16 protein-coding genes are annotated in these 14,266 nt (G+C 42.1%); 15 read left to right on the top strand and 1 reads right to left on the bottom strand.

Features of this window, described 5'->3' with window-relative positions; genetic code table 11:
• Positions 1 to 17 precede the first annotated feature (17 nt).
• The 6 genes from glpX to NSQ76_RS18240 all read left to right on the top strand — a co-directional run bounded on the left by glpX (position 18) and on the right by NSQ76_RS18240 (position 6,682).
• Positions 18 to 983: a class II fructose-bisphosphatase gene (glpX, locus tag NSQ76_RS18265; protein ID WP_012011567.1), complete on the top strand. Its 966-nt coding sequence runs from the start codon at positions 18 to 20 to the stop codon at positions 981 to 983.
• Positions 984 to 1,348: 365 nt separating this feature from the next.
• A complete protein-coding gene (gene rho / locus NSQ76_RS18260) occupies positions 1,349 to 2,632 on the top strand; it encodes a transcription termination factor Rho (RefSeq protein WP_008354975.1) in 1,284 nt (427 codons plus the stop codon).
• A gap of 132 nt (positions 2,633 to 2,764) precedes the next feature.
• A complete protein-coding gene (gene rpmE, locus NSQ76_RS18255; protein ID WP_003215407.1) occupies positions 2,765 to 2,965 on the top strand; it encodes a 50S ribosomal protein L31 in 201 nt (66 codons plus the stop codon).
• Between the two features lie 87 nt (positions 2,966 to 3,052).
• On the top strand, positions 3,053 to 3,655 hold the full coding sequence (locus NSQ76_RS18250; RefSeq protein WP_024426350.1) for a thymidine kinase: 603 nt from the start codon (positions 3,053 to 3,055) through the stop codon (positions 3,653 to 3,655).
• Positions 3,656 to 3,934: 279 nt separating this feature from the next.
• Positions 3,935 to 5,635, top strand: coding sequence for an oxaloacetate-decarboxylating malate dehydrogenase (gene malS, locus NSQ76_RS18245; protein ID WP_046312945.1), 1,701 nt, complete (start codon positions 3,935 to 3,937; stop codon positions 5,633 to 5,635).
• Positions 5,636 to 5,725: 90 nt separating this feature from the next.
• Positions 5,726 to 6,682: an AEC family transporter gene (locus NSQ76_RS18240; protein ID WP_034622525.1), complete on the top strand. Its 957-nt coding sequence runs from the start codon at positions 5,726 to 5,728 to the stop codon at positions 6,680 to 6,682.
• Positions 6,683 to 6,717: 35 nt separating this feature from the next.
• Here NSQ76_RS18240 and racA read toward each other — a convergent pair whose 3' ends face one another.
• The gene (gene racA / locus NSQ76_RS18235) at positions 6,718 to 7,266 is read right to left on the bottom strand and encodes a chromosome-anchoring protein RacA (RefSeq protein ID WP_268478970.1); all 549 of its coding nucleotides are present in this window, start codon (positions 7,264 to 7,266) and stop codon (positions 6,718 to 6,720) included.
• A 210-nt stretch (positions 7,267 to 7,476) separates the two neighbouring features.
• Here racA and prfA point away from each other — a divergent pair, with 210 nt between their 5' ends.
• From prfA to rpiB, 9 genes are all read left to right on the top strand, one after another.
• Positions 7,477 to 8,544 carry a peptide chain release factor 1 gene (gene prfA / locus NSQ76_RS18230; protein ID WP_024423741.1) on the top strand — a complete coding sequence of 356 codons (1,068 nt, stop codon included), beginning with the start codon at positions 7,477 to 7,479 and terminating at the stop codon, positions 8,542 to 8,544.
• On the top strand, positions 8,534 to 9,418 hold the full coding sequence (gene prmC, locus NSQ76_RS18225) for a peptide chain release factor N(5)-glutamine methyltransferase (RefSeq protein WP_341055278.1): 885 nt from the start codon (positions 8,534 to 8,536) through the stop codon (positions 9,416 to 9,418). The genes prfA and prmC overlap by 11 nt, the downstream gene beginning before the upstream one ends.
• Positions 9,419 to 9,559: 141 nt before the next feature.
• Positions 9,560 to 10,039: a hypothetical protein gene (locus tag NSQ76_RS18220; RefSeq protein WP_024423739.1), complete on the top strand. Its 480-nt coding sequence runs from the start codon at positions 9,560 to 9,562 to the stop codon at positions 10,037 to 10,039.
• 122 nt (positions 10,040 to 10,161) lie between these two features.
• Positions 10,162 to 10,815, top strand: a complete 654-nt coding sequence (gene spoIIR, locus NSQ76_RS18215; protein ID WP_225315514.1) for a stage II sporulation protein R — start codon at positions 10,162 to 10,164, stop codon at positions 10,813 to 10,815.
• Positions 10,816 to 10,878: 63 nt separating this feature from the next.
• A complete protein-coding gene (locus tag NSQ76_RS18210; RefSeq protein WP_044330897.1) occupies positions 10,879 to 11,322 on the top strand; it encodes a GNAT family N-acetyltransferase in 444 nt (147 codons plus the stop codon).
• 161 nt (positions 11,323 to 11,483) lie between these two features.
• A complete protein-coding gene (locus tag NSQ76_RS18205; protein ID WP_341055274.1) occupies positions 11,484 to 12,536 on the top strand; it encodes an L-threonylcarbamoyladenylate synthase in 1,053 nt (350 codons plus the stop codon).
• A 60-nt stretch (positions 12,537 to 12,596) separates the two neighbouring features.
• Positions 12,597 to 13,151 (top strand): manganese efflux pump MntP, encoded by a 555-nt coding sequence (locus NSQ76_RS18200; protein WP_024423735.1) that lies wholly within the window; start codon positions 12,597 to 12,599, stop codon positions 13,149 to 13,151.
• A 63-nt stretch (positions 13,152 to 13,214) separates the two neighbouring features.
• Entirely contained in the window at positions 13,215 to 13,673 is a 459-nt protein-coding gene (locus tag NSQ76_RS18195) for a low molecular weight protein arginine phosphatase (RefSeq protein ID WP_024423734.1), read from the top strand.
• A 133-nt stretch (positions 13,674 to 13,806) separates the two neighbouring features.
• Positions 13,807 to 14,256: a ribose 5-phosphate isomerase B gene (gene rpiB / locus NSQ76_RS18190; protein ID WP_003214714.1), complete on the top strand. Its 450-nt coding sequence runs from the start codon at positions 13,807 to 13,809 to the stop codon at positions 14,254 to 14,256.
• Positions 14,257 to 14,266: the final 10 nt, after the last annotated feature.

The raw sequence follows: 14,266 nt of genomic DNA, 5'->3' as shown, positions 1-14,266 counted from the left end.
AGGAGATTTGGACAAAAATGGAAAGAAGTTTATCGATGGAACTAGTACGGGTGACAGAAGCAGCTGCATTAAAATCTGCCCGTTGGATGGGAAGAGGATTAAAAGACGAAGCGGATGATGCTGCAACAAGTGCAATGCGAGATGTATTTGACACCATTCCGATGAAGGGGACAGTGGTCATTGGCGAAGGAGAAATGGACGAAGCACCAATGCTTTATATTGGGGAAAAGCTTGGGAACGGATATGGACCTCGCGTGGATGTCGCTGTTGATCCATTAGAAGGAACAAACATTGTGGCAAGCGGCGGCTGGAATGCCTTAGCTGTCATTGCAGTTGCAGATCATGGCAACCTGCTGAATGCACCTGATATGTACATGGATAAGATCGCAGTAGGTCCAGAAGCGGTAGGCTGCATCGACATTGAAGCGCCTGTCATTGATAATCTTCGCGCTGTTGCAAAAGCAAAAAACAAAGATATTGAAGATGTGGTTGCAACGATTTTAAACAGAGATCGACATGAGAAAATTATTGCTGAACTGAGAGAAGCAGGAGCAAGAATTAAACTGATCGACGATGGTGACGTTGCAGGAGCCATTAATACAGCATTTGATCACACAGGTGTTGATATTCTATTTGGTTCAGGCGGAGCGCCTGAGGGTGTCCTTTCTGCTGTTGCGTTAAAGGCACTTGGTGGTGAAATTCATGGTAAGCTTCTTCCTCAAAGTGAAGAAGAACTAAGACGCTGTGAGAAAATGGGGCTGGATGTTGGGAAAGTCCTCAGAATGGAAGATCTCGTAAAAGGAGATGACGCCATTTTTGCAGCGACAGGTGTAACGGACGGAGAATTACTTAAAGGTGTTCAATTCAAAGGCTCTGTTGGAACAACACATAGTGTTGTCATGCGTGCGAAATCAGGTACAGTTCGTTTCGTAGACGGCAGACACAGCTTAAAGAAAAAACCGAATCTTGTCATTCGTCCGTAATCTGAAAGCGGGTATTCATTACCCGCTTTTCATATAGGTGTCAAATGTATATCATTTTCTTTTAAAAGTTGAATATTCTCTGCAAATGAGGTAAAACTAAATAGTGCTGCGAAATTTTCTGCGAATTTACTTCTTTTAAGCTTCAACAAGTTTAAATACTGCCGCATCATGACGATATACTCATTATCCTTCTCTATGTTGACAAAGCTCTATTTCACATTGTTCCTATCTTTCACGATAAAACGAGTGGGAGCGTTACCATCAGAGCGAGGTCATTCCAACAACAACGGAATTAAAAGCTAATCAAATACAATGGTCATGCATTTGTAAAGAAATACATTGACTAGAAAAGTGTGGTGTCCATATTGAAAGATGTATCGATTTCATCTTTGGAAAATATGAAATTAAAAGAGCTGTATGAGTTAGCAAAGCGATACAAAATCTCTTATTACAGCAAACTAACAAAAAAAGAATTAATTTTTGCCATCTTAAAGGCGAACGCTGAGCAAGAGGATCTCTTATTTATGGAAGGGGTTCTTGAAATTATTCAGTCTGAGGGATTTGGTTTCTTAAGACCGATTAACTACTCCCCAAGTTCTGAAGACATTTATATTTCAGCTTCACAAATCAGACGCTTTGATTTACGAAATGGAGATAAAGTGTCTGGAAAGGTACGACCTCCAAAAGAGAATGAACGCTACTATGGCCTCCTTCATGTAGAAGCGGTAAATGGGGACGACCCAGAATCAGCAAAGGAACGTGTTCACTTTCCTGCACTCACACCGCTATTTCCTGACCGTCAAATGATTCTTGAAACACAGCCTAATCACCTGTCTACTAGAATTATGGACATGATGGCGCCAGTTGGATTTGGACAGCGTGGTTTAATCGTTGCACCGCCTAAGGCTGGGAAAACCATTTTGCTTAAAGAAATTGCCAACAGCATTTCTGAAAATCACCCAGAGGCAGAGCTGATTGTCCTTTTGATTGATGAACGCCCAGAAGAAGTAACAGATATCGAACGTTCTGTTGCAGGGGATGTTGTTAGTTCAACCTTTGACGAAGTACCGGAAAACCACATTAAAGTAGCAGAGCTTGTCTTAGAGCGTGCTATGCGTCTTGTTGAACATAAGAAAGATGTCATCATCTTAATGGACAGCATCACAAGGCTTGCTCGTGCATACAACCTTGTGATTCCGCCAAGCGGCCGAACGCTTTCAGGCGGTATTGATCCTGCGGCTTTCCATCGTCCAAAACGCTTCTTTGGTGCTGCGCGTAACATTGAAGAAGGCGGAAGCTTGACGATTTTAGCCACTGCACTTGTTGATACAGGATCACGTATGGATGACGTAATTTATGAAGAGTTTAAAGGAACTGGGAACATGGAGCTTCATTTGGACCGTTCTTTGGCCGAAAGAAGAATTTTCCCTGCGATCGACATTCGCCGTTCTGGTACGAGAAAAGAAGAACTGCTTGTACCAAAAGAGCATCTTGATCGTTTATGGGCGATGAGAAAATCGATGTCAGATACACCTGACTTCGCTGAGAAGTTCATGCGCAAAATGAGAAAAACAAAGACAAACCAAGAATTTTTCGATATTTTAACGCAAGAATGGAAACAAGCCAATATGTCTGCATCAAGAAGATAGTTTCTCTGAAAAAATACATTTGCAATCATAGACTCACACTGTTATAATTTTATCATGTGCGTTTCAGAATTTATTTCTGAGATATTAACTCTGTTTCCGAATTGGATTCAGGGCGGAAGGAGATGACAGTAGATGAAAACAGGAATTCATCCTAACTACAAAAAAGCTACAGTCAAATGCGCTTGTGGAAATGAGTTTGAAACTGGATCAGTAAAAGAAGAGGTACGCATCGAGATTTGCTCTGAGTGCCATCCTTTCTATACAGGCCGTCAAAAATTCGCTTCTGCTGATGGACGTGTTGACCGCTTTAACAAAAAATACGGTCTTAAGTAATAATAGATACAATAAACAGGCAGGAATCCGTTCTTGCCTGTTTTTTTACGTGGATTGATGGAACTTTAAAACGGGGGAGAAGACCTTATGTATGTGATGAAACAAAGCGGTTGGCTTGAAGTCATCTGCGGCAGTATGTTTTCTGGAAAGTCGGAAGAATTGATTCGGAGAGCCAAAAGGGCCACCTTTGCCAAACAAGAAGTAAAAATATTCAAACCATCGATTGATAACCGATATAGTACAAGCTCAGTTGTGTCACATAACGGTTCATCATTAGATGGGATTGCAGTAGCCTCACCAAAAGACATAATAACGCACATATCAGAAAGAACCGATGTCATTGGCATTGATGAGGTGCAATTTTTTGATGAGACAATCATTGACATTGTCACTCAATTGGCTGACCAAGGCTATCGAGTCATTGTTGCAGGCCTGGATCAAGACTTCAGAGGAGAGCCATTTGGTGTTGTTCCGCATTTAATGGCATGTGCAGAGCTTGTAACAAAACTTCAAGCAGTTTGTTCGGTATGCGGCTCCCCAGCGAGTAGAACACAACGCTTGATCGACGGTAAACCCGCATCCTATGATGATCCTATTATTTTAGTAGGTGCGCAGGAATCATACGAAGCACGATGCAGACATCACCATGAAGTACCAAGACTTGATGTTGGTACAACACTTGACAAATAAAAAAATAGCAAATGCCGCTGTGTTTCGTTTTTCGAGATTTTGGCTGAACACCCATCATTTGTACTTAAATAAATTAAATAACACTACGATTAAATTATCTAATTTTCAACGCTTGCGTTTTGTCATAAGCAGGCATAAAATGACTAACTGTAGTGTAAAGCATTTAAACGAAAAGTTCGATTTCTTGTCATAATTTTTTTGATTAAGGATTTTTCTCCTTAATCGTTCTTTGGATTAATAGTTCACTTTATTTATATTTTAGAAAGAGGGTAGTTTTTGATGAACAACGTGAAGAAAACAAAAGAAGGGTACCTCGAAACCACTTTGACAGGTAAAGATGTATTATCGATTCCAACGTTGAACAAAGGCGTTGCTTTCTCTGAAGAAGAAAGACAAGAGCTTGGACTAGAAGGCTTACTTCCTCCAACGGTTCTAACTTTAGAACAGCAAGCGGAAAGAGCGTACAAGCAGTTTCTAGCTCAGCCGGATCGTCTTCGTCAAAACGTATACTTAAGTGATTTGCAAAACCGTAACGAAGTATTGTTCTACAAGCTTCTAACAGAAAAGCTTCGTGAAATGCTTCCAGTTGTGTACACACCAACTGTTGGTGAAGCAATTCAAGAATACAGCCATGAATACAGAAGACCTCATGGTGTCTATCTTTCAATCGACGACATTGACGGAATCGAGAAAGCATTTGAAAACTTGCACGCAACTGCTGGAGATATTGATCTCATCGTTGCAACTGACTCTGAGAGTATTCTTGGAATTGGTGACTGGGGTGTTGGTGGTATCAACATCGCAATCGGTAAATTAGCTGTTTACACGGCTGCAGCAGGTATTGATCCTAGCCGCGTGATTCCAGTTGTATTAGATGTTGGAACAAACAATGAAAAATTATTGAATGATCCATTATACATTGGGAACCATCACAAACGTGTACAAGGTGAAAAATACGAAGAATTCATTGATGCTTATGTGAAGGCAGCACTTAAATTCTTCCCGAAAGCATTGCTTCACTGGGAAGACCTTGGAAACAAAAATGCGCGTAACATCATGAAAAAATACAACGATAACATCTTAACGTTCAACGATGATATTCAAGGTACTGGTGCCATTACTTTAGCGGGTGTTCTTGCAGCTGTCAAGAAAACTGGTACTCAATTAAAAGATCACCGTGTTGTCATCTTCGGAGCTGGATCAGCTGGAATCGGAATCGCAGATCAAATGCGTGACACAATGGTTCTTGAAGGTCTAACTGAAGAAGAAGCAAACAATGCATTCTGGACATTAGACTACAGAGGATTGCTCACAGATCAATTTGAAGATGAAGTGCTTGATTTCCAAAAACCATACCTGCGTACTTCTGATGAAGTAGAAGGCTGGGCACGCGATGAAAAAGGACAAATCTCATTTGCTGAAACTGTTCGCAGGGTGAAGCCGACCATCCTTATCGGTACATCAGGTCAAGGCGGCGCATTCACTGAAGAAATCATTAAAGAAATGGCAGCTCATACAGAGCGTCCAGTGATCATGCCAATGTCTAACCCAACACCGCTTGCTGAAGCTGTGCCAGAGGATCTATTCAAATGGACTGACGGCCGTGCGCTTGTTGCAACAGGAAGCCCGTTCGAAAACGTTGAGTATAACGGAATTGAACATGAAATCGGCCAATCAAACAATGCGTTCGTTTTCCCTGGACTTGGTCTTGGTTCAATCGTAACAGAATCAAAAATCATCACAAAAGGCATGTTCGTTGCTTCTGCGAATGCAATTGCTGAAATGGTTGATCATGAGAAACCAGGTGCTGGTCTTCTTCCAAGTATTGATAAATTGCAAGAAGTGTCAATTCATGTAGCTGTTGAAGTAGCGAAAGCAGCAATCAAAGATGGAGTCGCTAGAAGAACGCCTGACAACATCGAACAAGCTGTGAAAGACGCAATGTGGATTCCTGAATATAAAAAAATTGTAAGAGCATAATAAAATGTGTAACGCGGCATTGCTTCGGGTAATCTAAGCAATGCCGCAATAAATAAGAAACATGTAAAGGATTTAAGGAGGAAGAGTAAGATGGACTTTTTAAATATTTTGATCCTCCTAGCACCGATTTTTTTCGTTATCGCGCTGGGTTGGTTCGCAGGACACTTCGGCAGCTATGACGCTAAATCTGCAAAAGGTGTAAGTACACTTGTTACAAAGTATGCTTTACCAGCGCACTTTATCGCCAGTATTCTGTCAACACCAAAAGATAAATTCTATAGTCAAATTCCATTTTTCGTGGCATTGATTTTCGGAATCGTTGGTTTTTATATCATTATCCTTTTAGTTACGAAATTTGCTTTTAAATATGACTTAACAGATTCTTCTGTTTTCTCGTTAAACTCAGCACAACCGACCTTTGCATTTATGGGGATTCCGGTCTTGGGCAGTTTATTTGGAGCTCAAGAGGTTGCAATTCCGATTGCGATTACCGGAATAGTTGTAAATGCAATGCTTGATCCAATTGCAATTATTGTCTCAACTGTCGGTGAAAAAACAAAAGGAAAAACAAAAGACGGCGAAAGCTTCCTAAAAATGACGACAAAAGCAATTTTGCACGGTTTATCAGAGCCGCTTGCACTTGCACCGTTAGCCAGTATCATTCTTGTTCTTTTAGGATTTAAACTTCCTGCAATCGGACATGAAATGTTAGAGGAAATTGGCAGCGTCACATCAGGTGTGGCATTATTCGCAGTCGGTGTCACTGTTGGTATCCGCAAAATTAAATTAAGCTTGCCAGCCTTCAGTATTGCATTGCTAAAAGTAGCTGTACAACCATTACTTATGTATTTTATTGCCGTTCTTATGGGTCTTTCGGCTGATGAAATTACAAAAGCTGTATTGCTTGTTGCCTTCCCAGGTTCAGCTGTTGCAGCGATGATCGCAACACGATTTGAAAAACAAGAGGCGGAAACTGCATCCGCATTTGTGATCAGTGCCATCATGTCACTCATTACATTACCGATCATTATTGCACTTACCGTATAATATAGTAGAAAGGCTGCCAAACGAGGCAGCCTTTCTTAGCGAAAAGAATGAAACAGAGGGAAGAGTACACGCTTTTTTTTGATGTCGGGGTGTGCGATTTCCTTTTTTTCTTCTACTTGTGACGGTTGTTTCAAGGCTGCGGCGAGGCGGTCAAATTTTGTGGATAAGTCTTCAATTTCTCTGCGGTGCTGAAGCAGCTGATACGATACACCTTCATCTGCCTTTTTAGCCAATTTCCGTTCAAACTCTTGCAGGCGGTCTTCCACATCAGTGACGTGTAATTGCTGCTGAATGAGCGCTTTCACTTGTTTTTCTAATGCTTCAATCCGCTGTATAGAGACATCAGCTTCGGCAGCAGGTGCTGATTGACGAACGGTTTCCTTATGGATTGGCAGTTGAATATCTTGGAGGATCACACCTTCACTCATTTGGTGTTTGACCTCTTTGAGCAGCTGTACAATATCTTCATGAAATTCATAATGTCCAAGTTCATTCCGGGCGACAGGGATGTTGAGCTGTTTGACCCAACGCTGAATCGTCTTTGAAGAAACACCAATTTCCTTTGCAACCTCATTTGTATTCAAACCAAATGCCCTCCCTTTTTTCAATTACAAGTACCATTCTCTTTTAAGAGTTCCTGTTCCTTCACGTTAGACAAAACAAGTAACCAATCGCCAAAGATCGTGTTTTCTAGCGAAAAATTGCAGGAATTCAATTGTTTTGGAAATTTTTTTGACTGTCATACCCCGCTATACTATAATTAGACTGTTACGCACAAAACAGAGGTGAAGACCATGTTAGACCGTTTAAAATCAATTGAAGAACGCTATGAAAAGCTAAATGAATATTTAAGTGACCCTGAAGTGGTGAACGACCCTAAGAAGCTTCGTGAATATTCGAAAGAACAATCCGATATTCAAGAAACTGTTGAGGTATATAGACAATATCGTGCGGCATACGACCAGCTGAATGATGCGAAAGCAATGCTCGAAGAGAAGCTGGATGCCGAGATGCGCGACATGGTCAAAGAAGAAATTTCAGAGCTCACAGAAGAAACGGAACGTTTAGAAGACGAGCTGAAAATCTTGCTGATCCCGAAAGATCCGAATGACGATAAGAACGTTATTGTGGAGGTTCGTGGTGCAGCGGGTGGAGAAGAGGCTGCTCTTTTTGCGGGAAATCTTTACCGTATGTACAGCCGTTATGCTGAAATGCAAGGCTGGAAAACGGAAGTCATGGAAGCAAGTGTCACTGGCACAGGCGGTTATAAAGAAATCATCTTTATGATCAGCGGGAAAGGCGCATACTCCAAACTAAAGTTTGAAAATGGTGCACACCGCGTGCAGCGTGTTCCAGAAACAGAATCAGGCGGACGGATCCATACATCTACTGCGACAGTCGCTGTATTACCTGAGGCTGAGGAAGTTGAAATTGATATCCATGAAAAAGATATCCGTGTGGATACATTTGCATCAAGCGGACCTGGCGGACAAAGTGTCAATACGACCATGTCTGCTGTTCGATTAACTCACCTTCCAACAGGTGTTGTTGTGTCCTGTCAGGATGAGAAATCACAAATTAAAAACAAAGAAAAAGCCATGAAAGTACTTCGTGCGAGAATTTATGATAAATTCCAGCGTGAAGCACAGGCTGAATATGATCAAACACGTAAATCTGCGGTTGGAACAGGGGATCGTTCAGAGCGTATCCGTACGTACAACTTCCCGCAAAACCGTGTAACAGACCACCGCATCGGATTGACGATTCAAAAGCTTGATCAAATTTTAGAAGGAAAACTTGACGAGGTCATTGATGCACTAATTATGGAAGACCAAGCAAGAAAGCTTCAAGATGCAAAATAAAGAGCGAACAATCTTCGAAGCCCTTAAATGGGCTTCTTCTTTGTTAACGGAAGCTGGCAGAGACCAAAATGCAGCAGAACTCCTGTTGATGCATGTGCTCGGCTGGAGCAGAAGTGAGCTTCTTGCACGATTTCATGATGCGCTGCCTGAGGAGCAAGATCAACTGTTCAGCAAATTTGTGACACAGCATAAGGCGGGTGTTCCTGTTCAGCATTTAACGGGTATTGAATTCTTTTACGGACGTCCTTTCGAGGTGAACAAGCATGTTCTTATTCCTCGTCCTGAAACGGAAGAAGTTGTTCTGGCGGCGCTCAATTTGGTAGGTGACGTTTTCCCGCCCGATCAGCGGCTCAAAGCAGTTGACGTTGGCACAGGAAGCGGAGCCATTGCAATTACGCTGGCTCTTGAAAAAAAATCACTATCTGTCACAGCGACTGATATCTCACAAGAAGCGCTTGCGGTAGCAAAACGGAATCAACAAGCGCTCGGTGCAGACGTTCATTTTTTACATGGGGATTTGCTTGAACCGGTTATAGCTCAAGGCATTAAAGTAGATGTATTTATTTCCAATCCACCTTATATTGCGGCGGAAGAAATGGATAGTCTGTCTGAGGTTGTGACGAAGCATGAGCCGGTGAATGCGCTGACGGACGGACGTGATGGCTTGTGGTTTTATCAGCGTCTCGTTCATGATCTTCCCAGCGTGCTGAGTGCTCAGGCAGTTGTTGTCTTTGAAATTGGACATACGCAAGGTCAAGATGTCACAGCGCTTCTTGAGCAGGCATTTCCTAAAGCGGATGTCTGTATCGTCAAAGATATTAACGGAAAAGATCGAGCTGTTTGCGCACACATTCAAAACGGAAAGTCCGGCTGAAGAAAGCCGGACTATTTTATTATGTAAAGATGAAACTTATGGTAAAAGAGAAACGTATATATAGAAGAATGAACATTCTGATCATGATTTTTTACATAAATTTGTTTTGAAGGAGCGAATGGTGTGAACAAAAGGTATGCGATGGTGTTGGTCATCGTCAGTGTACTATTGATTGTGAGTGCTTGTGGTAAACCGAGCTTTAAAAAAGAGGCAGCAGCATTTGGAGAAAGCTATAAAAAAGCACAATACACAGTGAATCGAACGGATGACCTATCTGACATGAAAGAGAAGCTGAAGGTTTATTTAACCGAACATGAATATCAAGAATATACACAAGACAGCATGTTCCCGAGCATATTAGAAGCGGCGAAGGATCAAGATTGTCAAATTAAGCTGAAGAAAATTATGTTTACGCCTTCAGATGAAAGCGATGACAGAATTGAATTTAACTATGAAATGGTGATCCAATTTATCGATCAAAAAGGAAAAGTCAAAAAAGAAATCGAGAAAAAAGGAGCCATGACTGTCATCAAAACAGAATCTGGTTTAAAAATCAGTCGAGATTGGGATGGGAGACTATATCCTTCTGACTATCAATCCTCACTCAAAAGTCGTTCTTAATGAGAACGGCTTTTTTGTTTTGACTCATAATCTATTAAAAAATTCATATTGACTGTTTATGAAATGAGTTTCCTGGACACAATGTTTGTAGCGAAGAGAAAAAGTGGGGGGAACACACAATGTTGAAAAATAAAACGATGATTTGTCTTTATATGTTTCTATTATTATGCGGTGCTTTTGCAAACCTTGGCAAGGAGGAGACAGCCGCTGCTTCTGCAAATCAGCCTGTTGTCATACCAGATGAGGCGATTCGATTACGCATTTTAGCAAATAGTGATCGTTCAGCGGATCAGGATGTGAAAAGAAGTATTCGTGACGAGGTCAATGCGAATATGACGGAGTGGGTGAAAGACCTCACATCCATTGAAGAAGCAAGACGTGTCATTCGATCAAAGCTGCCAGAAATCAATCGTATTGCTAAAGCGAAATTGAAGGAACAGCACATTGATCAATCCGTATCGGTCAGTTTTCAAAAAGCTTCATTTCCAACAAAGCTCTATGGAAATTTCGTCTACCCTGCTGGGAAATATGAAGCCATTTTAATTACGCTTGGAGAAGGAGACGGTGCCAACTGGTGGTGTGTGTTATTTCCACCGCTCTGCTTTATCGATTTTTCAAACGGAGAAGCCATCGCCTCACCAGAAGGGGATGATGATAAACAAGTGACAGCGAAGCAAACGAAAGAGTCTGTTAATGAAGTGGTGAAAGAAGAGGAAGAAGAGACAGGTGAAGTAAAGTTCTTTTTGTTCGAATGGGTCTCTAGTCTTTTCTCTTAAAAAAGGTATAAATCGGTTTTTGCCTCATAGAGTTGAAGTAAGAGATCAAAAAGAGGTGAAAGCATGTATTATCAATTAAGAATAGCCACAGAAGAAGATGTCCCGGCGATCAATGCTTTTCTTGAAAAGGGACAAGCAAAAGGCGGAGTAACACTTGCGGAGCGAACGGCATTTGTAGTGATGGAAGATGCGGATGGTCAGCTGGCAGGCTGCTTAGGTCTTGAACAGCTCAATGAACAAGAGGGATTGCTGCGGTCTCTTGTCATATCAGATAAGCTCGGTCAGGGACACATTGTCTCTTTGTTCCAAAGTGTTCAAACGCTCGGTGAAAAAATGGGTGTGGATACTTTTTATGTCGTCGCAAACCATTCCTCTTCCCATGATTTTTTGGCATTAATGGGCTTTACGCCTTTAAAGGAAATTCCAGAAAGCATATGGAGCTCTGCACATGCGAAAGAGACATTGGGGAAAGAACAGGCTGTGGTCCTGCAAAAAAAAGGCAGTTAATCACAAAATGATGGACTTATACACATACTTATCCACTACAAAACAAGCGTTATCCACAAATTGTGGACAACGCTTGTTTTATTGATCATCATCTTTTATACTTTCAAAAGGATAATTGAGATATATCAACAGTTTTATCTTTTTTAAAAGGAGTTTGTAGGATGTTAAATACAAAAAGGTGGTCTGTGGATTTAGAAAAGGATTTATCCACATACTATCCACAAATTAAACAGGCGGCCGATCTGCTGCAGCAAAATGAAGTGGTTGCTTTCCCGACAGAGACCGTTTACGGACTCGGGGCAAATGCGAAAGAGACAGAAGCCGTGATGAAAATTTATGAAGCGAAAGGGCGTCCGAGTGATAATCCGTTGATTGTTCACATTGCGGAGGTTCAGCAGCTTCACGAATTTGCACAAATAGAAAGCGAAAAAGCGAAGGCGCTGATGGATGCCTTTTGGCCGGGCGCCTTAACCATCGTTCTTCCGTGTAAGCCAGGCACTTTATCAAAGCAGGTTACAGCAGGTTTATCCACAGTAGGAGTGAGAATGCCTGATCATCCCATTGCGCTTGAGCTCATCCGAGCAGCTGGTCTGCCAATTGCTGCACCAAGTGCCAATCGTTCGGGAAAACCTTCACCAACACAAGCTGATCATGTAGCGAGTGATCTCCAAGGGAGAATCGCTGGGATTGTGGATGGCGGTTCAACTGGAATTGGCGTTGAGTCAACGGTTGTATCCTGTGTCGGTGAGACCCCGGTGATTTTAAGACCGGGCGGGATTACAAAAGAAGCATTAGAAGAGGTAGTCGGAACGGTGAGTGTGGACCCAGGGCTGACAAAAAAGGACGAGGCGCCTGTATCGCCGGGAATGAAATACACACATTATGCACCTGAAGCCAAGATGTATATCTTTCATGGAAGTGATGAAGACATGCAGCGTCACATTCAGAAATACAGAGCTGAAGGTTTAAAAGTCGGAGTGCTGACAACAGAAGAAAAGAAATCGCTGTTTGCGGCAGATGTTGTGTACAGCTGTGGATGGAGAGAAAAACCTGAAACGGTTGCTGCAAACCTTTATCGTGTACTGAGACAATTTGATGAAACAGATGTAGACTTGATCATTTCAGAAGCCTTTTCAGAGCAGGGAGTCGGTTCTGCCATTATGAACCGTCTGCAAAAAGCCGCAGGAGGGCGTACACTCCCGTCGTTCCAATAGTTCTAACCTTTCTTGGACAAACATAGGTTAAAGAAGAATGTGTGTCCAAGGGGGATTTACATGAACGAACTAGCTGGCGAATTGCTGACACTCAGCATCATGGCTTTTGCACTTGGGATGGATGCTTTTTCGGTTGGACTTGGTATGGGAATGATTCAGCTGAGGTTCCGCCAGATCATTTATATTGGACTTGTCATTGGGATATTTCATATGTTTATGCCGCTTTTTGGCATGCTGACAGGTCAGCTCTTATCTGGATGGCTCGGTCTTCTTGCCACCTATATCGGCGGGGCGCTGCTTTTGGTGCTGGGACTGCAAATGATTGTTGCTTCTATCCGCAAAGAGGATAAGCCCTTTATCGCACCTGTTGGGGCTGGTCTCGTTCTTTTTGCGACAAGTGTAAGCCTAGACAGCTTCTCCGTTGGTTTAAGCCTCGGGATATATGGTTCCCAGGTGTGGATGACTATTTTATTGTTTGGTTTTTTTAGTATGCTCCTCACATGGCTCGGATTATTACTCGGTAAACAGGTTCGGTCATGGGTTGGTTCATATAGCGGCGCGCTTGGCGGAATCATTTTACTAGCCTTTGGTATCAAATTATTATTTCCGCTCTAGCCAGTCTCCTTACATAACATGTAGAATGAAATGCTATATAATAGAAGAAAAGGAGGGCGAAAGATGAAAATCTTATTTGTTTGTACGGGAAATACATGCAGAAGTCCAATGGCTCAAGCCCTTTTTGCTTCCATTGCAGATGAAAAAGGTTTAGAGGTCACTGTAAAATCAGCGGGCATTTTTGCCTCCGATGAAGGGAAGGCTTCTCCTCAAGCGATCGAAGCATTATTTGAGAAAAGCATTCCACTGAATCACTCATCATCAAAATTGACAGAGGATCTTCTGCGCGAAGCTCATTACGTCTTCACGATGACGATGCAGCATAAACAGTTGATTGCAGAGCAATATGCGCATGCAAAAGGCAAGGTCTTCACTTTAAAGGAATTTGCGACAGGAACAGAAGGTGATGTATCCGATCCGTTTGGAGGAAGTCTTTCTGTTTATCAGGAAACTCGAGATGAACTAGAAGCCTTGCTGTATCAGCTCGCTGAGAAGCTGAAAAAAGATCATCATAATAGATAACTTGTAAAACCGTTGCCTCAACGGTTTTTCTGCTATTGTTTGCAAATCACTAGGCAGAGGTTAAAATATAACTGTAAATAAAGAATGAATGTAAGACATAACAGATCAACTCACCCTTAGGAGGAATTGCCCGATGAAAGTAGCCATTGCATCCGATCACGGCGGAACGAATATTCGTGAAGAAATCAAACAACTGATGGATGAATTGAAGATTGAATACATTGATATGGGTTGTGAATGCGGATCAGGTTCTGTAGACTACCCAGATTATGCTTTCCCTGTAGCCAATATGGTGGCAAACGGAGAAGTCGACCGCGGCATTTTAATTTGTGGGACAGGCATCGGCATGAGCATCTCAGCAAATAAAGTAAAAGGAATCCGTTGTGCATTGGCTCATGATACATTTAGTGCGAAAGCAACGAGAGAACATAATGATACGAACGTTCTTGCAATGGGAGAGCGAGTGATTGGACCAGGATTAGCACGTGAGATTGCGCACATTTGGCTGACGACAGAGTTTACAGCAGGACGCCATGCTGTGCGGATTGGCAAAATTGCTGATTACGAAGAAAAGCACCTATAAGGAGCGCTTA

This window comes from Bacillus sp. FSL M8-0256 (assembly GCF_038005765.1).
Classification (GTDB): Bacteria; Bacillota; Bacilli; order Bacillales; family Bacillaceae; genus Bacillus; species Bacillus safensis.
The sequence above is the reverse complement of the archived record's forward strand: the minus strand, read 5'-3'. Positions and strand labels throughout refer to the sequence as shown.